The sequence below is a fragment of the Serratia proteamaculans genome (genome assembly GCF_946227095.1).
Lineage (GTDB): Bacteria > Pseudomonadota > Gammaproteobacteria > Enterobacterales > Enterobacteriaceae > Serratia > Serratia proteamaculans_E.
The window spans coordinates 155,773-182,149 of sequence record NZ_CAMISV010000010.1 but is presented as its reverse complement, the minus strand read 5'-3'; the positions used below and the strand labels follow the sequence as shown (position 1 = coordinate 182,149).

Genomic DNA, 26,377 nt, shown 5'->3' with positions numbered 1-26,377 from the left:
CACCTTCCAATCAATACGCAGAGATAGGCTGATGAACCCCGGTGGGCATGCCGATGTAGTGCCCTGAATTATGTTTTATCTCGGTGTTCACCCACATTTCTATAGAAGCAGCCGGTCAGCGTATATCGGGTTTTTCCTAAAGCCTGGAGAGTGAAGTGCAATTCTAAGATGTTGATCCAGATATTATTTTATCCAGAATTAGGAAGGGGTTTATTGCGTTATTGGCGGTTATGTATTAACGGCCGATCCCACTGGCGGCAGGTGAGAGGATAGGGGAAGGAAAGATTGTCATAACTGACCGTTTTGACGGCGTTGGGCTTTGTTAACATCTGCTTTCATAACCCGGAGCGCCCTGTAACATTAAAGTGTACATAATAGAATGCCTTCACTGCACCGATCGCTAGGTTTTCAGTGTTGTGGCATGTAGAATGCAGCGATTCAGGCGCAAGACGGCCGAACCCATTCACTGTCGCTTTAGGTCCATGCGGGTTTCTATAGGCGAGTAATTCAGAAATACCAAGGCAGAAAAACTTTTATAATGAAGCATATACGAAATTTCTCCATTATTGCCCACATTGACCACGGTAAGTCGACGCTGTCCGACCGTATTATCCAAATTTGCGGTGGCTTGTCCGAACGTGAAATGGCCGCGCAGGTGCTCGATTCTATGGATCTTGAGCGCGAGCGTGGCATCACCATTAAAGCGCAAAGCGTGACGCTGGATTATAAGGCGCAGGACGGCCAAACCTACCAGCTCAACTTTATCGACACGCCTGGACACGTTGACTTCTCCTACGAAGTTTCCCGTTCACTGGCCGCCTGTGAAGGCGCACTGCTGGTGGTTGATGCCGGACAGGGCGTAGAAGCCCAGACACTGGCTAACTGCTACACCGCGCTGGATATGAATCTGGAAGTGGTGCCGGTACTGAACAAAATTGACTTGCCGGCTGCCGATCCCGATCGCGCTGCGCAGGAAATTGAAGATATCGTTGGCATCGACGCTACCGATGCGGTGCGTTGCTCGGCCAAAACCGGCGTCGGCGTGCCAGAAGTGCTCGAACGTCTGGTGCGTGATATTCCGGGGCCGGCAGGCGATCCGGAAGCACCGCTGCAGGCACTGATCATCGACTCCTGGTTCGATAACTACCTGGGCGTAGTTTCCCTGGTGCGCGTTAAGAACGGCACCATGCGCAAGGGCGACAAGATCAAGGTCATGAGCACCGGCCAAACCTATAATGCCGATCGCCTGGGCATCTTTACCCCGAAACGTGTCGATCGTGACGTGTTGAACTGTGGTGAAGTAGGCTGGTTGGTCTGTGCAATTAAAGACATCCTTGGCGCACCGGTGGGCGATACCCTGACACTGGCTCGTCAACCGGCAGACAAAGCCTTGCCGGGCTTCAAGAAAGTGAAGCCGCAGGTTTATGCGGGCCTGTTCCCGATCAGCTCCGACGACTATGAATCCTTCCGCGACGCGCTGGGCAAACTGAGCCTGAACGACGCCTCCCTGTTCTACGAGCCAGAAAGCTCCACCGCGTTGGGCTTCGGCTTCCGCTGTGGCTTCCTCGGCCTGCTGCACATGGAGATTATTCAGGAGCGTCTGGAGCGTGAATACGATCTGGAACTGATCACCACCGCGCCAACGGTAGTGTATGAAGTGGAAACTACCAGCAAAGAGACCATCTACGTTGATAGTCCATCCAAGCTGCCACCACTGAATAACATCGAAGAGTTGCGTGAGCCGATCGCCGAATGTCACATGCTGATGCCGCAGGAATTCCTGGGTAACGTCATCACCCTGTGTATCGAGAAACGTGGCGTACAGACCAACATGGTTTACCACGGTAACCAGGTTGCACTGACCTACGAAATCCCGATGGCGGAAGTGGTGCTCGACTTCTTCGACCGTCTGAAATCTACCTCGCGTGGCTATGCGTCGCTGGATTACAACTTCAAACGCTTCCAGACCTCTGACATGGTGCGCGTCGACGTGTTGATCAACAACGAGCGCGTGGATGCGCTGGCGCTGATCACTCACCGTGACAACTCGCAGTACCGTGGCCGTGAGCTGGTAGAAAAGATGAAAGAGCTGATCCCACGTCAGCAGTTCGATATTGCCATTCAGGCCGCTATCGGAACCCATATCATCGCGCGTGCGACGGTGAAACAGCTGCGTAAAAACGTTCTGGCGAAATGCTATGGCGGTGACGTCAGCCGTAAGAAGAAGCTGCTGCAGAAACAGAAAGACGGTAAGAAACGCATGAAGCAGGTCGGTAACGTAGAGTTGCCGCAAGAAGCGTTCCTGGCCATTCTGCACGTTGGCAAGGACAAGTAAGTAACAGCGATAGAGTCGCGTAACTAGGGAGTTTGCATGGCGAATATGTTTGCCCTGATCCTGGCACTGGCCACATTGGTTACCGGGATCATCTGGGCCTTTGAGCGCTTCAGATGGGCGCCGGCCCGCCGAGCCAAGATTGCGGCGGTTAATGCACAGACTGCGGGCGCTGTAGACGATAAAACGCTGGCAAAAGTGGCGAAACAACCGGGTTGGATTGAAACCGGCGCATCGGTTTTCCCGGTATTGCTGCTGGTCTTTGTGGTGCGTTCGTTTATTTACGAACCTTTCCAGATCCCGTCCGGTTCTATGATGCCGACGTTGTTGATTGGCGATTTTATTCTGGTGGAGAAATATGCCTACGGCATTAAAGATCCTATTACCCAGACCACGCTAATTGAAACCGGTCATCCGAAACGCGGTGATATTGCGGTATTTAAATATCCGCTGGATCCGAAACTGGATTATATCAAGCGTGTGATTGGCCTGCCGGGCGACCGCGTGAGTTACGATCCGATCAATAAGCGTGTGACCGTTCAGCCTTCGTGTAATAGCGGCCAGTCATGTGATACCGCGCTGGCGGTGACTTACAATGATGCGCAGCCAAGCGACTTTGTGCAGTTGTTCAGCCGCAGCGGCATGGGTGAGGCCAGCAACGGTTTCTACCAAATCCCGCTGAGCGAAAACGTGCCGCAGGGTGGTATTCGTCTGCGTGAGCGCCAGGAAAGCCTGGGTAATGTTTCTCACCATATTCTGACCGTGCCGGGCACGCAGGATCAGGTGGGCGCTTATTACCAGCAGCCGGGTAAACAGTTGGCGGAGTGGGTTGTGCCGGCGGGTCATTACTTCATGATGGGTGATAACCGCGACAACAGCGCCGACAGCCGTTATTGGGGCTTAGTACCAGAGAAAAATCTGGTAGGTAAGGCCACGGCTATCTGGATGAGTTTTGAAAAGCAGGAAGGCGAATGGCCTACCGGCGTAAGATTTAGCCGTATCGGTGGAATTCATTAATCCGGCGTCTATTAACGCAGCATTATATTTCCACTCGTTGTAGAATACCGGCTCGAGCGATAAAAAGTTGGCTCCCTGTTGGGGGCCACTGCAAACGAAACAGCTTTGGATTGGCTTTCAGCGAAGCAGGCCTGTTCCGTATGCTGCAAGTTTTTGACGCATTCTTGATCTATTGGTAACTCATGAACCCCATCGTAATAAATAGGCTGCAGCGGAAGCTGGGCTACACTTTTCAACAGCAGGAGCTCTTACTGCAAGCGTTAACTCACCGTAGCGCCAGCAGTAAACACAATGAACGTCTTGAGTTTCTGGGTGACTCCATTCTCAGTTTTGTCATCGCCAATGCGCTGTTCCAGCGTTTCCCTCGCGTAGACGAGGGCGATATGAGCCGTATGCGCGCCACGCTGGTGCGCGGTAATACGCTGGCGGAGATGGGACGTGAGTTCGATCTGGGCGAATGTCTGCGTCTCGGCCCGGGTGAGCTGAAAAGTGGTGGATTCCGCCGCGAATCAATCCTGGCGGATACGGTGGAAGCCTTAATTGGCGGTGTGTTCCTGGACAGTGATATCCAAACTGTTGAACGACTGATTTTGGACTGGTATCGCAGCCGGTTGGACGAAATCAGCCCCGGTGATAAGCAGAAAGACCCAAAAACCCGTTTGCAGGAGTTTTTACAGGGTCGTCATCTGCCGTTACCTTCTTATCTGGTGGTGCAGGTTCGCGGTGAGGCGCACGATCAGGAGTTTACTATCCACTGTCAGGTGAGTGGTTTGAGCGAGCCCGTGGTGGGAACCGGCTCAAGCCGCCGTAAAGCCGAACAAGCGGCAGCGGAACAAGCGTTAATAAAGCTGGAGCTTGAATGAGCGAAGAAAAACAATACTGTGGTTTTATTGCGATAGTCGGTCGTCCCAACGTGGGCAAATCCACGTTGCTGAACCAACTGTTGGGACAAAAAGTCTCCATCACCTCGCGTAAACCACAGACGACCCGTCACCGCATTATGGGTATCGATACCGATGGCGCCTATCAGGCCATCTACGTCGACACCCCGGGTCTGCATATCGAAGAAAAGCGCGCCATCAACCGTTTGATGAACCGTGCGGCCAGCAGCTCAATCGGCGACGTCGAGCTGGTGATCTTCGTGGTAGAAGGCACTAACTGGACTGCCGATGATGAAATGGTGGTCAACAAGCTGCGCAACCTGAAAAGTCCGGTCCTGCTGGCGATCAACAAGGTCGACAACGTTACCGACAAATCTAAGCTGTTGCCGCACATTGCGTTCCTTAGCCAGCAGATGAATTTCCTCGACGTGGTGCCAATTTCTGCCGAAAAAGGCATGAACGTGGACACTATCGCGGCTATCGCGCGCAAGGTGCTGCCGGAAGCGGAACACCACTTCCCGGACGATTACATCACCGACCGTTCCCAGCGCTTTATGGCGTCGGAAATCATCCGTGAAAAGCTGATGCGTTTCCTGGGTGAAGAGCTGCCTTACTCGGTGACGGTTGAGATCGAACAATTTGTGCCGAACGAGCGCGGTGGTTACAACGTCCACGGATTGATCCTGGTTGAGCGCGAAGGCCAGAAAAAAATGGTCATCGGCAACAAGGGCGCGAAGATCAAAACCATCGGTATTGAAGCCCGTCAGGATATGGAACAGATGTTTGAAACCAAAGTGCATCTGGAACTGTGGGTGAAAGTGAAATCGGGCTGGGCGGACGACGAACGTGCGTTGCGTAGCCTGGGCTATACCGACGACCTGAAATAAACTATCCAATGGACGGCTGGGAGCGCGCTTTCGTCCTGCACGGACGACCGTACAGTGAAACCAGCCTGATGCTGGATATGTTTACCGAAGGTCATGGGCGGGTGCGTTTGCTGGCAAAAGGCGCGCGCAGCCGCCGTTCCAATCTAAAGGGTTGCCTGCAACCCTTTACTCCCCTGCTGGTGCGCTGGGGCGGCCGTGGCGAAGTCAAAACGCTGCGTAACGCCGAAGCGGTCTCCCTCGGTTTACCCCTCAGCGGCATGATGCTGTACAGCGGCCTGTATGTGAATGAACTGCTGTCACGGGTGCTGGAGCAGGAAGCCAACTACTCGGTATTATTCTTCGATTATCTGCAATGTTTGCAGGCGCTGGCGGCAGAAGATGTTTCGCCGGAGCAGGCGTTGCGTCAGTTCGAATTGGCCTTGCTGAATCACCTGGGCTACGGCCTGGACTTCCTGCACTGCGCCGGTAGCGGCCTGCCGGTAGATGACGGCATGACCTATCGCTACCGCGAGGAAAAAGGCTTTATCGCCAGCCTGGTGGTCGATCATTACAGCTTTACCGGCCGCGAACTGCGCGCGCTGGCGGAGCGTCAGTTTCCCGATGTACCAACCTTGCGCGCTGCCAAACGTTTCACCCGCATGGCGCTCAAACCTTACCTGGGCGGTAAACCGCTGAAGAGCCGCGAGCTGTTTCGTCAGTTTGTCCGTAAACAGCCTGATTCTCCGGTCGACGACGCCTGACCTTTTCCCCTTTTGCCGCACTGCCCCCGGGTGTAAACTACGGCCACTGAAAATCGTTTTTTAGAGGGTTGTCATGGCTGACTTGCTGCTGGGCGTCAATATCGATCACATCGCCACGTTACGTAACGCGCGCGGAACCCAATACCCGGATCCGGTACAGGCGGCATTTATTGCCGAGCAAGCCGGGGCTGACGGGATCACCGTACACCTGCGTGAAGACCGCCGTCATATCACCGATCGCGACGTTCGCATTTTGCGCCAGACCATTCAGACCCGAATGAATCTGGAAATGGCCGTGACCGATGAGATGCTGGACATCGCCATTGAGTTAAAGCCGCATTTTTGTTGTCTGGTGCCGGAAAAACGCGAAGAAGTGACCACCGAAGGTGGGCTGGACGTTGCCGGGCAGCAAGACAAAATGGCCGTCGCGGTTGAGCGGCTGGCAAAGGCCGGCATTCTGGTTTCGCTGTTTATCGATCCGGATCATCGTCAGATCGATGCGGCGGTCGCGGTGGGGGCACCCTACATTGAGATACATACCGGTGCCTATGCAGAAGCCGAAGGTGAACTGGCGGTAAAGGCCGAGCTGTACCGCATTGCGGTTGCTGCGACCTATGCTGCGGAGAAAGGCCTGAAGGTCAACGCCGGCCATGGCCTGACTTACCATAACGTTCAGCCGATCGCGGCCTTGCCTGAAATGCATGAGCTGAATATCGGCCACGCTATTATCGGCCAGGCGGTGATGTGTGGGTTACCGGCAGCGGTGACTGACATGAAATTGCTGATGCGCGAAGCGCGTCGCTAATGGCAGTGCTGGGGCTGGGTACCGACATTGTCGAAATGGCACGCATAGAAGCGGTCGTGGAGCGAAGTGGCGATCGTCTGGCACGTCGCGTACTGAGCGAAGCCGAATGGCAACTGTACCAGCAGCATCAGCAACCGGTGCGTTTTCTGGCCAAACGTTTCGCGGTGAAAGAGGCGGTTGCCAAGGCCTTTGGTACCGGTATTCGCAACGGGCTGGCGTTTAATCAGTTTGAAGTGTTCAATGACGGGCTCGGCAAGCCGAATATCCGTTTGCATGCACGTGCCGCTGAGCTGGCGCAGGAAATGGGAGTGACCTCTATTCACGTTTCGCTGGCCGATGAACGCCGCTATGCCTGTGCCACGGTGATTATCGAAGGGTAATCGTCTTATCCGGCTATAAAACAAAAGGGCGCCTGTTGGCGCCCTTGTTGATCTGACCGCTGTGGTCAGAGTGGGTCGGCGTGGTGCAGCACCACAAACTTATCCCACAGTTGTTCGTTGGTTTCGTTGTGCTGTGGGTCAACCACAATGGTGTTATCGATTGGGCACACCTGCTGACAGGTGGGAATATCGTAATGGCCAACACATTCGGTGCAGCGATCGGTATCAATCTGGTAGATATCATCGCCCATCGAAATGGCCTGATTAGGGCATTCCGGTTCGCACATATCGCAGTTGATGCATTTTTTGGTAATCAGCAGTGCCATGTCAGTTATCTTTTAATCGGTGCACACGAACAGGCGCGTAATCTATCATAAAACCCATTTTTTCGGGCGTTTTTCCACCTGCAGCGGCAAATGTGTTTTTACAGATGCGGTTAACCGGGGCGTCATAGTAACTCCGGCGGGTCGTTGGCTAACTGATCAAAATCAACCATTTCCTGACCATTGAATACATGCCTCTTGCCTTGTGCCGTTACCGCTGCAGACAATTGTGGCCGGGTAATGCTAATCCCAGCCTGTTGGGCAAACAGACTGATAAAGTCAAAGGCGCTGTGCGGATCCTCGATAAGGGTCCGTTGCCGGTCTGAATCAGAAAGCACCAGCAGCGGGACTTCATAATTCTGCCGGGTATCACCGCCATGGCGCAGGTAAAGTTTGCCATCAATCTCACGATGGGAAAGACCGTGATCAGAGAAATAGAATAATTTAAACGGGGAGTGAGTCGCCTGTAGCATTTGATAAGCATGCTCGATGAAACGATCCGTCCTGCGGTAGGTTGAAAGGTAACAAGCGAGCTCAGCGTTATCGCTGGTGAAAACCGGTGGCTCACCACCGAGACGTTCGCAAAAGTCTGAGTGAGATCCCATGATATGCAGAACATACAGGTTCCCCAGACCATTGCTCGCCAATGAGCTTTGCAGCAGAGGCAATAGCTCATCGTCGTCGGTGTTGCTTGACTGGTAATCCCCTTTTTTCAGGAACTGGTGCTCATCACTGAACATGGCTATTTTGGATATCGGTGTATCAAACTGGCCAATCAGACCCTGGTTGGAAAACCAATGGGTGTGTAATCCTGCGGTTTTCGCCAGCGTAATAATATTATCGGCAATATGACTGCTTTTCCCCTCGCTCAATGCCAGCGTTCTTGGCAAAGATTCGAAGGTGTTCGGCGCGGTGGAAATATAATTACTGTAAAAAGTTCCGTTGACGTGATCCAGAAAGGGGGTCGTCGGTGTCGGATAACCGAATAATGACATGTAATCCCTGCGCATGCTTTCGCCAACCACAATGACATAGTTAGCCTTGTTACTATTAGCGCCATTAAGGAGCCAACTGGGTTGGGAATGTGTGCTGGCATCAATTTCTGCTATTTGTTGGTTGTAGCTCTGGTATGAAGAAATTAGCGATGAAAAGAAATCCACCAAATGAAGATTTCCGACTCCCCCACTGAGTATTCTGGCGAACAGCAAAACGATAAAAATCACCCAAAATGGCAATATTTTTTTAGTCGGGAGTGGCCGCCGCCAGCTATAGCGAGCAAGAATAAACAATGTGAGCAGTGTGGCGCAGGGTAACAGATAGCAGCCGGCAGGGATGGCGTGCAGAAACTCGATGGCTTCCGCCCTGTTGGTCTGAAACAGGGCCGACACCACAGAGACGGAAGGTGGGCCGTAGATCACCCCGACGGGGGCATAAATGGCACAGAATATAATGTAGGGGATAACCAGAAAATATCGCGTGAGGGGGATGGCAGATAATAATAACAGACTAAGGGAAATAAACAGGATATCAATCCCTTTGGCGCCGCCATATCCCATCGCTTTTATTAATATCAACGAAGCGACAACGAAGAGCAAAAAATTACGGACCACGGGGGATGTTGCGAATATGTGAGTTCTATTTAAAATTACTGTATGTGTTTTCATTAAACTCTATTATCAATATATTGCTGTCCATGCCTGTTCAAATTCCGGGCGGAATTTGAACAATAAACACCACACACTCTATTTTTAGATATGTTTTTTATATCCTGGTATTTGTGGTCTGGGCATTATACGACTCAGACGAGTTTTTTCACTAATTGTTCGCTGTGTTTTATTCGGTTGCGGGCATGATCAAGATCGTGCTGGATTAAGGCCATAAACAGCAGGTCGGTGAGGGCGTATTGAGCGGTGCTGGAAGAGATAGCCGCGCTGCGGGTATTAGGTTCTTCGGCAATGGTATACAAACAGTGGTCGGCGCGTTGTTGCAGGCCGTTCGGCGAGAAGCTGGTAAGCGCCAGCACTTTAGCGCCGGCCAGGCGGGCTTCTTCCGCTGCCAGGTTTATTTCCCTCCGTTCGCCGCTGAACGAAATTGCCAACAGCAAATCCCGCTTATCCAGCGCCTGAACCGTCGCCAGTTGGACGTGCATATCTTGCTCGGCTACTGCCATCACGCCAATTTTCATCAGTTTGTAGGAGAAGTCCTTGGCGACCAGGCCGGAGGCACCAATCCCCAGCAGAATAACCCTTCGCGCCTGACGCAACATTTCCAGCGCCTGATGCAGGCGTTCCTCACTGTTGATGTCCAGCGTGGCGCGCAGTGCTGCCTGCTTCTCTACCAACAGTTTTTCTCCGACGGTTTTCAGGGCGTCACTGCTGAGGATCTGGTTATGCACCGTCACCGCGGGTTCTGTCTGCGGTTGTGCCAGGGTTTCACTCAGCGCCAGTTTTAGCGCCGGGAAGCCTTTGTAGCCCATCTTCTGAGCAAACTTCACCACGCTCGACTGACTGATCCCAGCCAGTTGGGCCAGCTTTTGCGAGCTGAGATGGCGCGCCTGCTCGGCGTTATGCAGCAGGAAGTCCGCCAGTTTGCGGTCATTTTGAGCCAGCGTTGGATACATCTGGCGAATACGAAGAAGGGTACTCATTGATAATTCCCTGAAAACCAGACGCCATTCTGCCACGTTGATAGCGAAAACGCGCAGTGAAAATTTTTTGTGAGCGAGTCTTTAAAATAGCAAAAAGCGCTCGCTTTGTTGAATAAAATATTCAAATAATGATTTAAGTTTGTGAATTAAAAATTCAAAGGTGAAGAGATGAACTTAGGCGCATTAGTATCCGAAACCCGCAATCCAGCCACCATGGAGTTGGACGAGATGTCGACGCTGGAGATGGTGAGCTGTTTTAACCGGGAAGACCGCAAGGTGCCGGAAGCGATTGAAAAAGTGCTGCCGGCCATCGCGCAGGCGGTGGATTTGGCGGCGGCGGCGCTGAAGGCCGGTGGCCGGTTGATTTATTTGGGGGCCGGTACCAGCGGCCGCCTTGGCGTGTTGGATGCTTCTGAATGCCCACCGACCTTCGGCGTGCCGCATGGCATGGTGATCGGGCTGATTGCCGGTGGGCCGGGCGCGCTGCTGAAAGCGGTGGAAGGCGCAGAGGACGACGCGGCGCTGGGTGAGGCCGATCTCGTCGCGCTGGATTTAACGGCTACCGACATGGTGGTCGGGCTGGCCGCCTCCGGGCGCACGCCTTATGTGATAGGTGCGCTGCGCTATGCGCGACAGCTGGGTTGCCCGACGGCGGCGATCTCCTGTAACCCGGATTCACCGATCGCCCATGAGGCACAGGTGGCGATTTCGCCGGTAGTAGGCCCGGAGGCCTTGACCGGTTCGACGCGTCTGAAGTCCGGCACTGCGCAGAAGCTGGTGCTGAACATGCTGTCGACCGGTGCGATGGTCAAGCTGGGTAAGGTCTATGAAAACCTGATGGTGGACGTGAAGGCCACCAACGTAAAACTGGTGGATCGCGCCTGCCGCATCGTGGTGGAAGCCACCGGTGCCGAGTGTAGTCAGGCCGAGGCGGCGCTGACGCAGACCGGTTTTGAAGTCAAACCGGCAATCCTGATGATTCTGGCCGGCATCGATGCTGAAGAGGCGCAGCAGCGCTTACAGCAGCACGACGGCTATTTGCGCGCGGCATTGACGCGCTAAACCACTCCTGGGGCGGGCGATGGACAAGACAACGGCACTGGCGACACAGATTCTGGCGGGCATTGGCGGCGAGGGGAATATCCTGCGTCTGGAGAACTGCATGACAAGGGTGCGCGTCGAAGTTAGCGACGAACAACGCCTTGATTTAGCGGCGCTCAAACAGTTATCGGGCGTTAAAGGCTATATCAAGCAGGGCGATCAGCACCAGTTCATTGTGGGTCCGGGGGCCGCCGCCAAGGTGGTGGATGCCATGCGCTCACTGCTCACCGGCGCACCGGCGGCGGCTGCCGAAGACTCTGTTGCCCGCAACAAGGCGCAGGCCAAGCAAAAGTATGCCGCGCCAATGAGCGGCGCACTGAAAAAACTGGCCGATGTCTTTATTCCGTTGATCCCAGCGTTCATCGCTTCCGGTCTGATTACCGGCATCATCAACCTGCTGAAACGGCCGGATATTGCCGGTGAGCTGGCAGTGAATTATCCCAACGTGCTGGGGCTGCTGGCGATTTTCGGCAGCGCAGTATTTGCCATCATGAATATTCTGGTGGGGGTTAACGCCGCCAGGGTGTTTGGCGGTTCACAGGCCATGGGCGGCGTCATGGCCGGTATTCTCTCCAGCCCGGCGTTGGCGCAGATCACTCTGTTCGGTGAGGCGTTGCAACCTGGCCGTGGCGGGGTCATCGCGGTACTGCTGGTGGTGGCGTTGATGTGCTGGGTGGAGAAGCGCCTGCGTAATTGGCTACCGGAGTCGATTGAGCTGATCCTCAACCCGCTGATCACCACGCTGGTCACTGCATCGTTGGCGATTGTGATCCTGCAGCCGCTGGGCGGCTATATTTCGGATGCCATCGCCCATGGTGCTAACCTGGCGATCGACAAAGGGGGCTTGCTGGTGGGCGCGGTACTGTCCGGGCTGTTCCTGCCGTTGGTGTTGTCCGGTTTACATCAGGGGCTGGTGCCGATCCATGTCGAGCTGGTGCAGGCCCACGGTTCTAATCCCCTGCTGCCAATTTTGGCCATGGCAGGGGTCGGCCAGGTCGGGGCCGCGCTGGCGGTATTAATAAAAACCCGTAATGCCCGCCTGAAAAAGGTGATTAAAGGAGCGCTGCCGGTCGGTATTCTTGGCATAGGCGAGCCCTTGATTTTTGGTGTGACTTTGCCGCTGGGGAGGCCCTTTATCGCCGCCTGTCTCGGCGGGGCGGTGGGCGGTGCGCTGATCAGTTACTGGAAGGTGGCGACGGTGATCACCTTCGGCATCTCGGGTTTACCTTTGGCGTTAACCATTGTCTCGGGTAAGGTGATGTTGTATCTGGCCGGTCTGGTGATTACCATTGCCGCTGGATTTATTTTCACCTGGATAATGGGATTCAACGATCCTGAGGAGTAGCGCTTGAGCGAGAAACAGAACCAGCAGGCCGAGGAAGGCCGCCGTGTGGTGTTCTTTGATCTGGACGGTACGCTGCATCAGGAAGACATGTTTGGCAGTTTCTTGCGTTTCTTGTTACGCCATCTGCCATTGAATCTGTTGCTGGTGGTGCCGGTGTTGCCGGTTGTCGGGCTGACACTGTTGGTGATGGGCCGCGCCGCTCGCTGGCCGATGAGCGTGCTGCTGTGGTCGATGACCTTTGGTCGCTCAGAGGCCCGTTTAAAGGCATTGGAACAGCGCTTTGTCAGTTATTTCCGCGATAAGGTGACCGCTTTCCCGGTGGTGCAAATGCGTCTGCGTCAGTACCTGGAAGCGCATGATGCACAGGTATGGCTGATCACGGGTTCACCGGAGCGACTGGTAGAGCAGGTGTATCAGGACTCTGTTTTTCTGCCGCAGGTCCATCTGGTGGGGAGCCGTATTTTACGGCGTTACGGTGGTTGGGTGCTGGCTCTGCGTTGCCTGGGGGTACAGAAGGTGACGCAGTTGGAACAGCGTCTCGGTGCACCGCTCAAGCTATATAGCGGCTACAGCGACAGCAAGCAGGATAATCCTTTGCTGTATTTCTGTGAGCATCGTTGGCGAGTCAGCAAGCTGGGTGAGCTGCAACAGCTGGAATAACAATCAAGGGCGGAATATCCGCCCTTGATTGTTATTGGTGGTTTACATTGCCGCGCGGAAGATGGCGACAATCTGCTCATGGGTGGCTTGGATCGGGTTGGTGAAGCCGCAGGCATCTTTCAGCGCGTTGGCCGCCAGCGTATCGAAGTCTTGTTCTTTCACCTTTAAATCGAGCAGCCCGGCCGGGATGCCGACGTCTTTCGCCAGCAACCGGATGGCGGCGATACAGGCTGCCGCGCCCTGTGGGTCGTTAAGGTGTTTCACATCCAGCCCCATGGCGACGGCGATATCTTTCAGCCGTGGTGCACAAACGCGGGCGTTGAACTCTTGCACATGTGGCAGCAGCACGGCGTTACATACCCCATGTGGCAGATCGTAGAAACCGCCGAGTTGGTGCGCCATGGCGTGCACATAACCGAGTGAAGCGTTATTGAAGGCCATGCCGGCCAGGAATTGGGCATAGGCCATATTTTCACGCGCCTGCATATTACTGCCGTCGGCAACCGCGTCGCGCAGCGATTCGGCAATCATGGTGACGGCTTTCAGAGCGCAGGCATCGGTAATCGGGTTGGCGGCGCTGGAAACGTAGGCTTCAATCGCGTGGGTTAATGCATCCATCCCGGTGGCGGCGGTCAGCCCTTTTGGCATGCCGGCCATCAGGTGCGGATCGTTGACCGACAGGATCGGGGTGACGTGTTTATCGACAATCGCCATTTTGATGTGGCGTGCTTCATCGGTAATGATGCAAAAACGGGTCATTTCAGAGGCGGTGCCGGCGGTGGTGTTGATAGCGATCATCGGCAGTTGCGGTTTGGCAGAGCGATCGACACCTTCATAATCCTTGATCTCCCCACCGTTGGTCGCGACCAGCGCGATGCCTTTGGCGCAGTCATGCGGCGAACCGCCGCCGAGAGAGACCACGCAGTCGCAGCGGTGTTCTTGTAGCAGCGCCAGGCCCTGTTTCACGTTCAGCGTGGTTGGATTCGGGTGAGTACCGTCATAAACGCAGCTTTCGATCTGTTGTGCGGCGAGCAACCGTTGCACCTGGGCAACCACACCAATGTTATTCAACACTTTGTCGGTCACGATCAATGCGTGGCGCAATCCCTGTTGTTTCATGGTGTTTGCCGCTTCGTCCAGACAGCCAGGACCAATCATATTGACTGAAGGGATAAAGAAAGTTGAGGCAGCCATAACTCACTCCTTGATAAAAGCTTTATTGCTTGCCCCAAACACTACTCCGCTAATTATTAACTGTTTATGATCTATCGCAATTTTGCGGTGGTTAGACCAGGTGATTGATTTGATTCCAATTTAACCATTTTAATTGTGTGGTCTATTTCCCTGGCATCAACCCAATCCAGCAGTAAGACTTACGGTTAAGCGACAGAGTCTTAATCCTCGGTTTGATCGTGCGGTTTGCGGCCCAGTTGCCAAATCTTTTCCGCATAATGGCCTAATGCCCACAGGCTCAGGCCGAGCAGTACAAAGAAAATCGCCTTTGGCATGGCGCCCCAGAAGAATTCGAAGAATCGGGTATAGAGGTTAATGCCGAGGAACGTCAGACCGAATCCGCGCAGCATGCCGTCGTCGCGCTTCAGCCCCAGCCAAGTGCAGCCGACGGCGACCAGGCCGAACAACAGACTCCAGTGGAACAGTTCAATTTGACGCGCGTTGTACCAACTGTCGAGGTCGCCATAGTTACCAAAGATTGACAGCAACCACAGGGCAATAAACAGATACAACAAACCCATCGCCAGCGAAACCCGTTCCAGCCCGCGACTGGCGAGCAAGGGCCGCAACAGCAATGCCGCGGCGATCAGCACTACCCCGAAGGCGATAAAGCGCATTGGGAAACTCATGCCCAGCCAATAAGCTCCCCAGCCGGACATATAGCCGGTTTCGGCACCGAAGGCGTTGCCGAGTGACAGCAAGGCAAACCACCACACCAGCCCGGAGCGGCTGAACCAGCCAATCGCAGCATACAACAGGGCGGCAAACATCAGCAGCAGGGAAACCCGGCCGCTGCCGTTATCGAGCCAGACGCCCATTTGCCACAGGGCGCAGGCAGTGAACAGCACGGCAACAAACAGCGCCGCTTCATTGCCATAGCGTTTTTCCGGATGACGGCGGCGACGGCGCAGCGCCCAGACATGACCCAGAGCGGCCACCACGGCGGCCATTGTCATGCGTACCGGCGCATCGAAGCGGAACAGTTCACCCAGTCGGTAAAGCAGCTCGCTGTCGGCGAACAGGCTGCTGATGGCAATCACCAGCGAAGCCAGCGCGGCGAGAAACGCATAACGCGCCAGTCTTCGCCAGTCGAAGGGCTGCACCTCGACATGCTGCAGCAGTTGTTGCTGTTGTTGTGGGGTCAGCGCGCCTTCACCCACCCAACCGTCCAGCGCCTTACGCACCACGACGGCATTCTTTTTGCTGAATTTCATGTTTCCTGTCCCTGAAAAACACTGTTATTCGGCCAGTATAGTCGAGTGGCTGCGACAAAAGGGGGGTACTGTGTATAATGCCCGCCGCAAAGTGCACGAGGAATGATGCAATGACTGAATATAATGATGAGTACTGGATGCGTCAGGCATTGCGGCTGGCCCTGCGTGCGCAGGAAGAGGGCGAGGTGCCGGTAGGGGCGTTGCTGGTGCTGGATAACCAGGTAATTGGCGAAGGCTGGAACCGACCGATTGGTCGCCACGATCCGACCGCGCATGCGGAGATCATGGCGTTGCGACAAGGCGGGACGGTGTTACAGAACTACCGTCTACTGAACGCAACCTTATATGTGACTCTGGAACCCTGCGTGATGTGCGCCGGCGCGATGGTACACAGCCGTATTCGTCGGTTGGTGTACGGCGCGGCCGATGTAAAAACCGGCGCGGCAGGATCGCTGGTGGATATTTTGCGCCACCCTGGCATGAATCATCAGGTGGCGATCCTCTCCGGCGTACTGGCCGAGGAGTGTGCCGCCACGCTGAGCAACTTTTTCCGCCTGCGTCGTGAGCAGAAAAAGGCGTTGAAGCAGGCGCAGCGCAGCGATACGGATAACAGCCCTGAATAATCAGAAGTTCAGTGCCAACTCCGGTGTCACGGCCGGATAGCCTTTCCCCAGTTCGGCCTGCTCGGCCGCTTCCTGCGCCGCCTTTCTCTCTTTTTCTAGCAAATAACCGACCAGGCTAACCTGATAGCGACGGATGTTTTCCACGTAGTTATAGGCTTCGCGCCCGCGTGCATAGCCGTAGGTTAATTGCGGGTAGTAGCGTTTCTGGCTGAGCATCGGCAGGCGCTGTTTGACGTCGACCCAACTGTCCGGATTGCCCTTTTGCATTTTGGTCAGCTTACGGGCATCGAGCATATGGCCCCAGCCCATGTTGTAGGCCGCCAGTGAGAACCAGATACGTTCATCTTCCGGTACGCTGTCGGGCACCTTGGCCATCAGCCTTTGCAGGTAGAGGGCACCGCCCTGAATGCTTTCTTCGGGGTCGAGACGATCGTTAACCCCCAGCCCGTCGGCGGTGGCTCGCGTCAACATCATCAGGCCGCGTACGCCGGTCGGTGAGGTCGCCTGCGGGTTCCAGTGTGATTCCTGATAGGCAATCGCCGCCAGCAGCTTCCAGTCGATCTCGCTGGCGTACTTTTCAAACAGCGAACGGAAGGTCGGCAGCACCGAATCGATGGCCGACAAGAAGGTTTTGGTGTCGACATAATCGAAACTGCCGACGTGGCCGAGGTATTTCTCTTCCAGTCGCGCCAGCGTGCCGTCGTCAACCATCTGGCTGTAGAAGTCCAGCATCGCCGCATACAGGCTGTCGTCACTGCCACGCTTAAGGTACCAGGTGACCGGCTCTTCATCGGTGACGTCGAAGGCTACTGCCAGTTGCGGGTGAATGCGTTGCAGCAGGGCGATGGTGACGGAGTCGCCAAGGGTGTAATCCAGCTTGCCGTCGGCCACCTGCTCCAGCAGCTCTTTCGAGGTGAGATCGCTGGAGGCTTCCCAACTGAGGTTCGGGAATTTACTTTGCTTAAGCTGTTTCAGGGTGCTGACGTGCGCAGATCCGGAGGCGACCGCCAGTTTGCCTTTAATGTCGGCAAAGGTTTTCGGTCGTGCGGTACCCAGGCGATAGACCAGCTGTTGGGAAACGGAATAATAAGCCGGGCCGGTGCGCGCACGGCTGAGCCGATCCTGATTGTAGATCAGCCCGGCGGCCAACAGGTCGGCGTCGTCATCGTCCAGATCGTCAAACAGGTCATTAATGTTCTTGTGCGGGATCACCACCAATTTCACCCCCAGATAGTTGGCAAAGCGTTTTGCCAGCTCATAGTCGAGGCCGCTCGGCCCCTGTTTGGTGGTGAAATAGGTTAACGGCGAGTTTAGCGTACTGATACGCAACTCTCCGCGGGATTTGATCTCTTCGAGTTGCCCGCCCTGACCGCCGCGCCAGGTAATATTGGGCCACAGGGCGAGCGCCAGAAGCAAGGTAACAACACCGATTAGAATGTAGTTTATTTTAAGGCGTTTCAAATAGTTATCCAGTGGTGGCACACATGCACTGCCGACGGCTTACCAGTCTTTTCTTATGGTTAAATCAACAGTGCCGGGGCATTTTGCGCAACAAAACGCCAGCGTGCAACTTTATTGATACGTTATGACAATTCGACGGCGCAAACAGCTTTTATTAATAATAGCTACGCAAACGGTTTCGTCGGCGGCGTAGATTCTCTATAATGGCGCGCGTTTTCCCCCTGTTGCGCCCAATGAAGTGCTGAAGTCAGTTGCTTCGAAGACGAGAGAACTTTGATTATGGAAATACTGCGTGGTTCGCCCGCTTTGTCGGCTTTTCGTGTTACCAAACTGCTGTCCCGCTGCCAGGACGCTCAACTCCCGGTCAGTGATATCTACGCCGAGTACGTCCACTTTGCTGATGTTAGCGCACCGTTAAATACCGAAGAGCACGCCAAGCTCGCGCGCCTGCTCAAGTACGGCCCCTCTCTCGCCGAACATGCCCCTGAAGGCCGCCTGCTATTGGTGACGCCGCGTCCGGGTACCATTTCTCCGTGGTCTTCCAAAGCCAGCGATATCGCCCATAACTGCGGTTTGAAGCAGGTGCTGCGGCTGGAACGCGGTCTGGCGTTCTACGTCAAGGCCCCGACGCTGACCGAAGCACAATGGCAGCAGCTTGCCACGTTGTTGCACGATCGGATGATGGAAACCGTCTTCAGCAGTCTGCAACAGGCCGAACAACTGTTCGCTCAGCATCAGCCGGCACCTTACCAGGCGGTCGACATGCTGGGAGAAGGGCGCAGCGCGCTGGAGCAGGCCAACCTCAAGCTGGGTCTGGCGCTGGCCGAGGACGAAATCGACTATCTGCTGAATGCCTTTACCGGTCTGGGGCGCAACCCGACGGATATCGAACTCTATATGTTCGCGCAGGCCAACTCCGAGCACTGCCGTCATAAAATTTTCAACGCCGACTGGATCATCGACGGTGAACAGCAGCCGAAGTCGCTGTTCAAAATGATCAAGAACACCTTTGAGCAGACGCCGGATTACGTGCTGTCGGCTTATAAAGACAATGCGGCCGTGATGGAAGGTTCGCAGGTCGGCCGGTTCTTCGCCGCGCCTGAAAGCGGCCAGTATGACTATCATCAGGAAGAAGCCCATATCCTGATGAAGGTGGAAACCCATAACCACCCGACGGCGATCTCCCCATGGCCAGGTGCCGCTACCGGCTCCGGCGGTGAGATCCGTGACGAAGGCGCTACCGGTCGCGGGGCCAAACCCAAAGCCGGTCTGGTGGGATTCTCGGTTTCCAACCTGCGTATTCCCGGCTTTGAACAGCCATGGGAGCAGGATTTCGGCAAACCGGACCGCATCGTTACCGCACTGGACATCATGACCGATGGCCCATTAGGCGGCGCGGCGTTCAACAACGAATTCGGCCGTCCGGCGCTGGTGGGTTACTTCCGTACCTATGAAGAGCAGGTCAACAGCCATAACGGCGTGGAACTGCGCGGCTACCACAAGCCGATCATGCTGGCGGGCGGTATCGGTAACATCCGTGCCGACCACGTGCAAAAAGCAGAAATCACCGTCGGTGCCAAACTGGTGGTGCTGGGTGGCCCGGCGATGAATATCGGTCTGGGCGGCGGTGCGGCATCTTCTATGGCCTCTGGCCAGTCCGACGCCGATCTGGATTTCGCCTCGGTACAGCGCGACAACCCGGAAATGGAGCGTCGTTGCCAGGAAGTGATCGACCGTTGCTGGCAGTTGGGCGAGCAAAACCCGATTCTGTTTATCCACGATGTCGGCGCTGGCGGCTTGTCCAACGCCATGCCTGAACTGGTCAGCGATGGCGGCCGCGGTGGTCGTTTCGAGCTGCGCGATATCCTGAACGACGAGCCGGGTATGAGCCCGCTGGAAGTCTGGTGTAACGAATCGCAGGAACGCTATGTGATGGCGATTGCCCCGGCGCAGATGGCACAGTTTGACGAGATTTGTCGCCGCGAGCGCGCGCCTTATGCGGTGATCGGTGAAGCCACCGAAGAACAGCATCTGACGCTCAACGACAGTCATTTCGACAACCAACCGATCGACATGCCGCTGGACGTGCTGTTAGGCAAAACGCCGAAGATGACGCGTGACGTGACCCGTCTGCAGGCCAAGGGCCAGCCGCTACAGCGCGACGAGATTACCCTGGCCGATGCGGTCAACCGCGTTCTGCACCTGCCGGCCGTCGCAGAGAAAACTTTCCTGATCACCATTGGCGACCGTACCGTGACCGGTATGGTGGCGCGCGATCAAATGGTAGGGCCGTGGCAGATCCCGGTGGCCGACTGTGCGGTCACTACCGCCAGCCTGGACAGTTACTACGGTGAAGCGATGTCGATCGGCGAACGTGCGCCGGTGGCGCTGCTGGACTTCGCCGCCTCTGGCCGCCTGGCGGTCGGGGAAGCCCTGACCAACCTGGCGGCAACCGAAATCGGTTCGCTCAAGCGCGTGAAGCTTTCTGCTAACTGGATGGCGGCAGCCGGTCACCCGGGTGAAGACGCCGGTCTGTATGAAGCGGTGAAAGCGGTGGGCGAAGAGCTTTGCCCGGCGCTGGGTATCACTATTCCGGTGGGCAAAGACTCGATGTCGATGAAAACCCGCTGGCAGGAAGGTAATGAACAGCGCGAAATGACCTCGCCGTTGTCACTGGTGATCACCGGTTTTGCTCGCGTAGAAGATGTACGCCACACGGTGACGCCACAGTTGCGCACCGATAAAGGCGACAGCGCGCTGCTGCTGATCGACCTGGGTAACGGTCATAACGCGCTGGGTGCCACTGCACTGGCGCAGGTTTATCGTCAACTGGGCGACAAACCGGCCGACGTACGTAATGTTGAGCAACTGGCGGGTTTCTTCAATGCCATGCAACAGTTAGTGGCCGATCGCGCGCTGCTGGCTTACCACGACCGCTCCGACGGTGGCCTGCTGGTCACGCTGGCGGAAATGGCGTTTGCCGGCCACTGCGGTGTGCAGGTAGATATCAAAGGGCTGGGCGACGACGCCCTGGCTGCGCTGTTCAACGAAGAGTTGGGCGCGGTGATCCAGGTCACGGCTGACCAGCTTGCAGCGGTACAGCAGGTGTTTGCTCAGCACGGCCTGACGGACAATGTTCACCACCTCGGCAGCGTGCAGGCCGGCGATCGCTTTGTGATTACTCAGGGCGATAAAGCGGTGTACAGCGAAAGCCGCGCCACGCTGCGTACCTGGTGGGCGGAAACCACCTGGCAGATGCAGCGTCTGCGTGATAACCCGGAATGTGCCGATCAGGAGCACCAGGCCAAGCAGGATGAACGCGATCCTGGCCTGAACGTCAAACTGAGCTTTGCCCCGGAAGAAGACATTGCTGCGCCGTATATCGCCAAGGGCGCACGCCCTAAAGTGGCGGTGCTGCGTGAGCAGGGGGTTAACTCCCACGTTGAGATGGCTGCGGCATTCCATCGCGCCGGGTTTGATGCGGTAGACGTTCACATGAGCGATTTGCTGGAAGGGCGTCGTGACCTGCAAGACTTCCATACGCTGGTGGCCTGCGGGGGCTTCTCATACGGTGACGTACTGGGTGCCGGTGAAGGTTGGGCGAAGTCGATTCTGTTCAACGATCGCGTTCGCGACGAGTTCGAATCCTTCTTCCACCGTCCGCAAACCCTGGCGTTGGGCGTGTGTAACGGCTGTCAGATGATGTCGAACCTGCGCGATCTGATCCCGGGTGCTGAACACTGGCCGCGTTTCGTGCGTAACCTGTCAGACCGTTTTGAAGCGCGTTTCAGCCTGGTGGAAGTGGCGGCCAGCCCGTCGCTGTTCATGCAGGGCATGGCGGGTTCACGCATGCCGATCGCCGTGTCGCACGGTGAAGGGCACGTCGAAGTCCGTGATGCTGCACATCTGGCGGCGCTGGAACACCATAACCTGGTGGCATTACGCTTTGTCGATAATGCTGGCCAGGTAACGGAAACCTACCCGGCCAACCCGAACGGGTCGCCGAACGGGATCACCGCAGTGACCAGCACCAATGGCCGCGCGACGGTGATGATGCCGCATCCGGAGCGGGTATTCCGCACCGTCAGCAACTCGTGGCATCCGGAAGAGTGGGGCGAAGACAGCCCGTGGATGCGCATGTTCCGCAACGCCCGTAAACAGCTGGGCTAAGCGAGCATTCGAAGGAAGTCAGAGGGGCGCAAGAGATTGTGCCCCTTTTTATTTTTCTGCTCGCTGGCAGCTGTCTGCATTTTGCGACAGCGGCTACTTTCATTGTCTCTAAAAAGAGACATTTAACTCATTGATTTATAATGGTGAAAATTTAATTGACTTAAGTTGTCGGTTTTTGACGACAGGGTGGCGTTTTTTTCTTCGCCCGATGTGGCGTTAATTGGCGTTTTTTGACAGTGAATAAAATTTTTATCCATATATATCAGCGAATTAAAAATAACTTGAAAAGTTGGCACGCTAAGTGCATTATTCTCTCCAGTTGCTCATTCACCTTTTTATGACGGCCCCGTATTTAGACGGAACAGTTGCCTCATAAGCCTCCGAATGATGCCAAAGAAATGGTGCCTATCGTCCAACCAAACCGATAACAGACGCGCAAGCGCTTTATCAAGCATCGGGCGACACGTGGAGTGAGGCACCGCCTGTATCCAACTGTGATGAGTGTTCATCAATCCCGGATACTTACGGATGCTATTCGTCCTGTTCGATGCCAGCCTAGTGCTACATCACCCTGGGGACGAGATTCAAGGGCATCCACACTTTCTTGCGATGGGGCAGCCCTGCCCCAGCGTCAAATCTCAAAGTTATGCTTACCTCTGTATTCATCCGTTATCGAAAGCCTTAAACGCAAACTCCCCACGATGGCCCGCTGACCTGTATTTTCCTGACGCTCCGCTGAACGCCGGGCTTTCCTCTCATCGGCGACTCGGTTAGCATCGAAGCAGACTAGAGACAATGAGATGATTTCGTTGAAAAGATGGCGTTTATTTCCCCGCTCACTGCGCCAACTGGTGCTGATGGCGTTCTTGTTGGTGCTGTTGCCGCTGCTGGTACTGGCCTATCAGGCTTACCAGAGTTTGGATCATCTCAGCGCTCAGGCGGCGGACATCAACCGCACCACGCTGGTGGATGCGCGGCGTAGCGAAGCGATGACCAGCGTGGCGTTGGAAATGGAACGCAGCTACCGCCAGTATTGCGTGCTGGTGGATCCCACCCTGGCGCGGCTATACCAGAACCAACGTAAACAGTATTCGCAGATGCTCGATGCCCACGCGCCGATCCTGCCGGATGAACGCTATTATCAAACCTTGCGTGACCTGTTAACCCAACTGGCGGCGATTAAATGCCAGAACAGCGGCCCGGACTCGCAGGCTTCGACGCTGCTGGAGTCGTTCTCGCGTTCCAATGCCGAGATGGTACAGGCCACGCGCGCCGTGGTGTTCTCTCGCGGTCAGCAGTTGCAGCAGGCGATCGCCGAGCGCGGCCAGTTCTTCGGCTGGCAGGCGCTGATGTTGTTCCTGGTCAGCGTGATGCTGGTGGTGCTCTTTACCCGGATGATTATCGGCCCGGTAAAAGCGGTCGAGCGAATGATCAACCGTTTGGGGGAAGGGCGGGCGTTGGGCAGTACCGCCTTGTTTAAAGGGCCGCGCGAACTGCGTTCGTTGGCACAGCGCATTATCTGGTTGAGTGAACGTTTGGCGTGGCTGGAGTCGCAGCGCCATGAGTTCCTGCGCCATATCTCGCATGAGTTGAAGACACCGTTGGCCAGTATGCGTGAGGGCACCGAGCTGCTGGCGGACGAAGTGGCCGGTCCGCTGACCTCAGATCAAAAAGAGGTGGTGGCCATTCTCGACGGCAGCAGTCGCCACCTGCAGCAACTGATTGAACAACTGCTGGATTACAACCGCAAACTGGCCGATGGCCCAGCAGAGCATGAGAATGTCGAGCTGGGAGAGATGGTCGAAATGGTGGTGGCTGCGCACAGTTTGCCGGCCCGGGCAAAAATGATCGGCACCGAGATCCAACTGGATGCGAAAATCTGCTGGGCAGAGCCTACGCTATTAATGCGCGTGCTGGATAATCTCTACTCCAATGCGGTGCACTACGGCAAGGAATCCGGTAACATTTGGATCCGCAGCCGTCAGGTTGGGCAAAGGGTGCAGATTGATGTCGCTAACAGCGGCACGCCGATCCCCGAAGCCGAGAAAACCATGATTTTTGAGCCTTTTTTCCAGGGGAGTCACCAGCGAAAAGGGGCAGTAAAAGGAAGCGGTCTGGGGCTGAGCATCGCGCAGGATTGTATCCGCCGTATGCGTGGCGAACTGCAGTTGGTCGAAGTCGCTGGCGCAGACGTCTGCTTCCGTATTGAATTGCCATTAACCGCCGAGAATGAATAATAATGTACACATGGTCTAAACGCCTTCGTCTCTCGCAGACCGAACGTTCACCGCGTGCCACACAGGGTACGCCGCTCGGCAAGCGTCGATTTTCCTTTTTAGGCAGCGTTCTTTTTATGCCGTTTCTGTTAGCGGGCTGCGTCGATCGTGCGGTCAGCGGTGGCCTGAATCAGCCGCAGCAGGAAGCGATCCCGGACACCAAAGTGGTGGATTACCGCATCGCAGCCTGCGACACCCTGTGGCCGCTCGACGAAAAAGACGCGTTGAATAACTCACTTTACTGGCTGCGCGCCATGGACTGTGCCGATCGTATCGGTTCAACCCAGGCGCGTGCGCTGGCGAAAACCCTGCCCGGTGACAGTTGGGACGGTATTTTCAAGCAAAGCATCCTGCTGGGCAGCGCCGAGCCGACCTCGGGCGAACGTCGCCAGATGATCGATCGCCTGAACAGTTACCGCATGGAGTTCCCAAGTTCCCTGCGTCCGCTGTTGCAGCTGTGGCGTCAGCAGCAGGTGCTGCAGATCACCCTGTTTGATGAAAAGGCGCGCTATCAGCACCTGCAGGAAAGCTCCGACAGCCAGATCGATACGCTGCGTCAGAGCCAGGTGCGTTTACAGGCGCAACTGCAGGACACTTCACGCAAGCTGGAAAACCTGACCGATATCGAACGTCAGCTCTCTTCACGCAAGCAGTTGCAGAGTGAAATCCCGGACAACAGTGGGACCCAGCAAAAAACCGATGCCACGGGCAAGAAAGTCGCGCCGGCCAAGGCCGCAGAGTCGGACGCCGAGCCGGAGAAGGGCACCGCCCTGCCGGTGGAGCCGGAAGATACCTACGCGCCGCCCCCCGCTAACAAGGAGTCTCACGCGCAATGACCGCACGCAAACCGGCCAATTTGTTATTGGTTGACGACGATCCCAGCCTGCTAAAGCTGCTGGGGATGCGCCTGACCAGCGAAGGTTTTCATGTCACCACCGCCGAAAGCGGCCAGGAAGCGCTGCGCCTGTTAGGGCGTGAGAAGATTGATCTGGTGATCAGCGATCTGCGGATGGATGAAATGGACGGCATGGCGCTGTTTGCCGAGATCCAAAAGCATCAGCCGGGCATGCCGGTGATCATCCTGACCGCCCATGGCTCGATCCCGGACGCGGTGGCGGCTACCCAGCAAGGGGTGTTCAGTTTCCTGACCAAACCGGTGGATCGCGATGCGCTGTACAAAGCCATCGACGATGCGCTGTCGCTGTCACTGCCAGCCGGTGATGACAGCTGGCGTGAGAACATTGTCACCCGCAGTCCGCTTATGCTGCGCCTGCTGGAGCAGGCCAAAATGGTGGCGCAGTCGGATGTCAGCGTATTGATTAACGGCCACAGCGGCACCGGCAAAGAGGTGTTGGCGCAGGCGATACACGGTGCCAGCCCGCGTGGCAAGAAGGCCTTTATTGCCATTAACTGCGGCGCGTTACCGGAGCAGTTGCTGGAGTCCGAACTGTTTGGCCATGCCAAAGGGGCCTTTACCGGCGCGGTCAGCAGCCGCGAAGGCTTATTCCAGGCGGCAGCAGGCGGCACGCTGTTCCTTGACGAGATCGGCGATATGCCGCTTTCGCTGCAGGTTAAGTTGTTGCGAGTATTGCAGGAGCGCAAGGTGCGCCCGCTGGGCAGCAACCGCGATCTGGACATTGACGTTCGCATTATTTCCGCCACCCACCGCGATTTGCAAAAGGCGATGGCGAAAAACGAATTCCGCGAGGATTTGTACTACCGCCTGAACGTGGTGAACCTGAAGATCCCGGCGTTGAATGAGCGTGCCGAGGATATCCCGTTGCTGGCAAATCATCTGCTGCGTGAATCCGCCAAGCGCCACAAGCCGTTTGTCCGCAGTTTCTCAACGGATGCCATGAAACGCCTGATGACCGCCACCTGGCCGGGCAACGTGCGCCAACTGGTGAACGTGATCGAACAGTGTGTGGCCTTGACCTCTGCGCCGGTGATCAGCGAAGCGCTGGTTGAGCAGGCGCTGGAAGGGGAAAATACCGCCTTGCCGACCTTTGTCGAGGCGCGCAATCAGTTTGAATTGCACTATCTGCGCAAGCTGTTGCAAATCACCAAGGGTAACGTGACCCAGGCCGCGCGCATGGCGGGTCGCAACCGTACCGAGTTTTATAAATTGCTGTCGCGCCATGAACTGGACGCCAACGATTTTAAAGAATGATATTTTCCGCCGCAGCCTGCGCACGCAGGTTCTCAACAAACGCGGCGGAATGATTTACACTCCGTTCTCTGGTTTGTGGCATGGCCCAACACAGAGCACCATGGAACGTATT

General features: G+C 55.8%; 21 protein-coding genes. 15 read left to right on the top strand and 6 right to left on the bottom strand.

Annotated elements, in window-relative coordinates; all coding sequences use genetic code 11:
- Nucleotides 1-538 precede the first annotated feature (538 nt).
- The 7 genes from lepA to acpS all read left to right on the top strand — a co-directional run bounded on the left by lepA (nt 539) and on the right by acpS (nt 7,042).
- Nucleotides 539-2,335, top strand: coding sequence for a translation elongation factor 4 (gene lepA / locus OC597_RS19530; RefSeq protein WP_099062704.1), 1,797 nt, complete (start codon nt 539-541; stop codon nt 2,333-2,335).
- Between the two features lie 36 nt (nt 2,336-2,371).
- The gene (lepB, locus tag OC597_RS19525; RefSeq protein ID WP_262210095.1) at nt 2,372-3,349 is read left to right on the top strand and encodes a signal peptidase I; all 978 of its coding nucleotides are present in this window, start codon (nt 2,372-2,374) and stop codon (nt 3,347-3,349) included.
- Nucleotides 3,350-3,531: 182 nt separating this feature from the next.
- Nucleotides 3,532-4,212, top strand: a complete 681-nt coding sequence (gene rnc / locus OC597_RS19520; RefSeq protein ID WP_012146375.1) for a ribonuclease III — start codon at nt 3,532-3,534, stop codon at nt 4,210-4,212.
- On the top strand, nt 4,209-5,117 hold the full coding sequence (gene era / locus OC597_RS19515) for a GTPase Era (protein WP_261258923.1): 909 nt from the start codon (nt 4,209-4,211) through the stop codon (nt 5,115-5,117). Before rnc ends, era begins: the two co-directional genes overlap by 4 nt.
- Before the next feature lie 8 nt (nt 5,118-5,125).
- Nucleotides 5,126-5,857: a DNA repair protein RecO gene (recO, locus tag OC597_RS19510; RefSeq protein WP_261258924.1), complete on the top strand. Its 732-nt coding sequence runs from the start codon at nt 5,126-5,128 to the stop codon at nt 5,855-5,857.
- 73 nt (nt 5,858-5,930) lie between these two features.
- On the top strand, nt 5,931-6,662 hold the full coding sequence (gene pdxJ, locus OC597_RS19505; RefSeq protein ID WP_261285941.1) for a pyridoxine 5'-phosphate synthase: 732 nt from the start codon (nt 5,931-5,933) through the stop codon (nt 6,660-6,662).
- On the top strand, nt 6,662-7,042 hold the full coding sequence (gene acpS, locus OC597_RS19500; RefSeq protein ID WP_099062701.1) for a holo-ACP synthase: 381 nt from the start codon (nt 6,662-6,664) through the stop codon (nt 7,040-7,042). The genes pdxJ and acpS overlap by 1 nt, the downstream gene beginning before the upstream one ends.
- 65 nt (nt 7,043-7,107) lie before the next feature.
- Here acpS and OC597_RS19495 read toward each other — a convergent pair whose 3' ends face one another.
- The 3 genes from OC597_RS19495 to OC597_RS19485 form a co-directional block, all read right to left on the bottom strand.
- Entirely contained in the window at nt 7,108-7,368 is a 261-nt protein-coding gene (locus OC597_RS19495; protein ID WP_262210094.1) for a YfhL family 4Fe-4S dicluster ferredoxin, read from the bottom strand.
- Between the two features lie 122 nt (nt 7,369-7,490).
- A complete protein-coding gene (locus OC597_RS19490) occupies nt 7,491-9,029 on the bottom strand; it encodes a phosphoethanolamine transferase family protein (protein ID WP_262210092.1) in 1,539 nt (512 codons plus the stop codon).
- 134 nt (nt 9,030-9,163) lie between these two features.
- On the bottom strand, nt 9,164-10,012 hold the full coding sequence (locus tag OC597_RS19485; RefSeq protein ID WP_099062698.1) for a MurR/RpiR family transcriptional regulator: 849 nt from the start codon (nt 10,010-10,012) through the stop codon (nt 9,164-9,166).
- Between the two features lie 168 nt (nt 10,013-10,180).
- On the opposite strand from OC597_RS19485, the gene murQ reads away from it, so the two are divergent.
- The 3 genes from murQ to yfhb are packed head-to-tail and all read left to right on the top strand — an operon-like array spanning nt 10,181 to nt 13,118.
- Entirely contained in the window at nt 10,181-11,074 is an 894-nt protein-coding gene (gene murQ, locus OC597_RS19480) for an N-acetylmuramic acid 6-phosphate etherase (RefSeq protein ID WP_262210091.1), read from the top strand.
- A 19-nt stretch (nt 11,075-11,093) separates the two neighbouring features.
- Nucleotides 11,094-12,458 carry a PTS transporter subunit EIIC gene (locus OC597_RS19475; RefSeq protein ID WP_262210090.1) on the top strand — a complete coding sequence of 455 codons (1,365 nt, stop codon included), beginning with the start codon at nt 11,094-11,096 and terminating at the stop codon, nt 12,456-12,458.
- A 3-nt stretch (nt 12,459-12,461) separates the two neighbouring features.
- Nucleotides 12,462-13,118: a phosphatidylglycerophosphatase C gene (gene yfhb, locus OC597_RS19470; RefSeq protein ID WP_261285936.1), complete on the top strand. Its 657-nt coding sequence runs from the start codon at nt 12,462-12,464 to the stop codon at nt 13,116-13,118.
- Between the two features lie 42 nt (nt 13,119-13,160).
- Here the strand turns inward: yfhb and yiaY are convergent, their stop codons facing one another.
- Nucleotides 13,161-14,312: an L-threonine dehydrogenase gene (yiaY, locus tag OC597_RS19465; RefSeq protein ID WP_262210087.1), complete on the bottom strand. Its 1,152-nt coding sequence runs from the start codon at nt 14,310-14,312 to the stop codon at nt 13,161-13,163.
- Nucleotides 14,313-14,512: 200 nt separating this feature from the next.
- Entirely contained in the window at nt 14,513-15,565 is a 1,053-nt protein-coding gene (locus tag OC597_RS19460; RefSeq protein WP_262210085.1) for a DUF2157 domain-containing protein, read from the bottom strand.
- Between the two features lie 110 nt (nt 15,566-15,675).
- Here OC597_RS19460 and tadA point away from each other — a divergent pair, with 110 nt between their 5' ends.
- A complete protein-coding gene (gene tadA / locus OC597_RS19455) occupies nt 15,676-16,188 on the top strand; it encodes a tRNA adenosine(34) deaminase TadA (RefSeq protein WP_262210083.1) in 513 nt (170 codons plus the stop codon).
- On the opposite strand, the gene mltF is transcribed toward tadA, so the two are convergent.
- Nucleotides 16,189-17,649: a membrane-bound lytic murein transglycosylase MltF gene (gene mltF / locus OC597_RS19450; RefSeq protein WP_261463740.1), complete on the bottom strand. Its 1,461-nt coding sequence runs from the start codon at nt 17,647-17,649 to the stop codon at nt 16,189-16,191. It abuts the gene before it with no gap.
- Between the two features lie 276 nt (nt 17,650-17,925).
- Here mltF and purL point away from each other — a divergent pair, with 276 nt between their 5' ends.
- From purL to glrR, 4 genes are all read left to right on the top strand, one after another.
- Nucleotides 17,926-21,819, top strand: coding sequence for a phosphoribosylformylglycinamidine synthase (purL, locus tag OC597_RS19445; protein ID WP_510181749.1), 3,894 nt, complete (start codon nt 17,926-17,928; stop codon nt 21,817-21,819).
- 800 nt (nt 21,820-22,619) lie between these two features.
- Nucleotides 22,620-24,056 (top strand): sensor histidine kinase, encoded by a 1,437-nt coding sequence (locus tag OC597_RS19440; RefSeq protein WP_261258934.1) that lies wholly within the window; start codon nt 22,620-22,622, stop codon nt 24,054-24,056.
- A gap of 2 nt (nt 24,057-24,058) precedes the next feature.
- The gene (gene qseG / locus OC597_RS19435) at nt 24,059-24,931 is read left to right on the top strand and encodes a two-component system QseEF-associated lipoprotein QseG (RefSeq protein ID WP_261258935.1); all 873 of its coding nucleotides are present in this window, start codon (nt 24,059-24,061) and stop codon (nt 24,929-24,931) included.
- Nucleotides 24,928-26,265 (top strand): two-component system response regulator GlrR, encoded by a 1,338-nt coding sequence (glrR, locus tag OC597_RS19430; protein WP_261258936.1) that lies wholly within the window; start codon nt 24,928-24,930, stop codon nt 26,263-26,265. Before qseG ends, glrR begins: the two co-directional genes overlap by 4 nt.
- Nucleotides 26,266-26,377 lie beyond the last annotated feature (112 nt).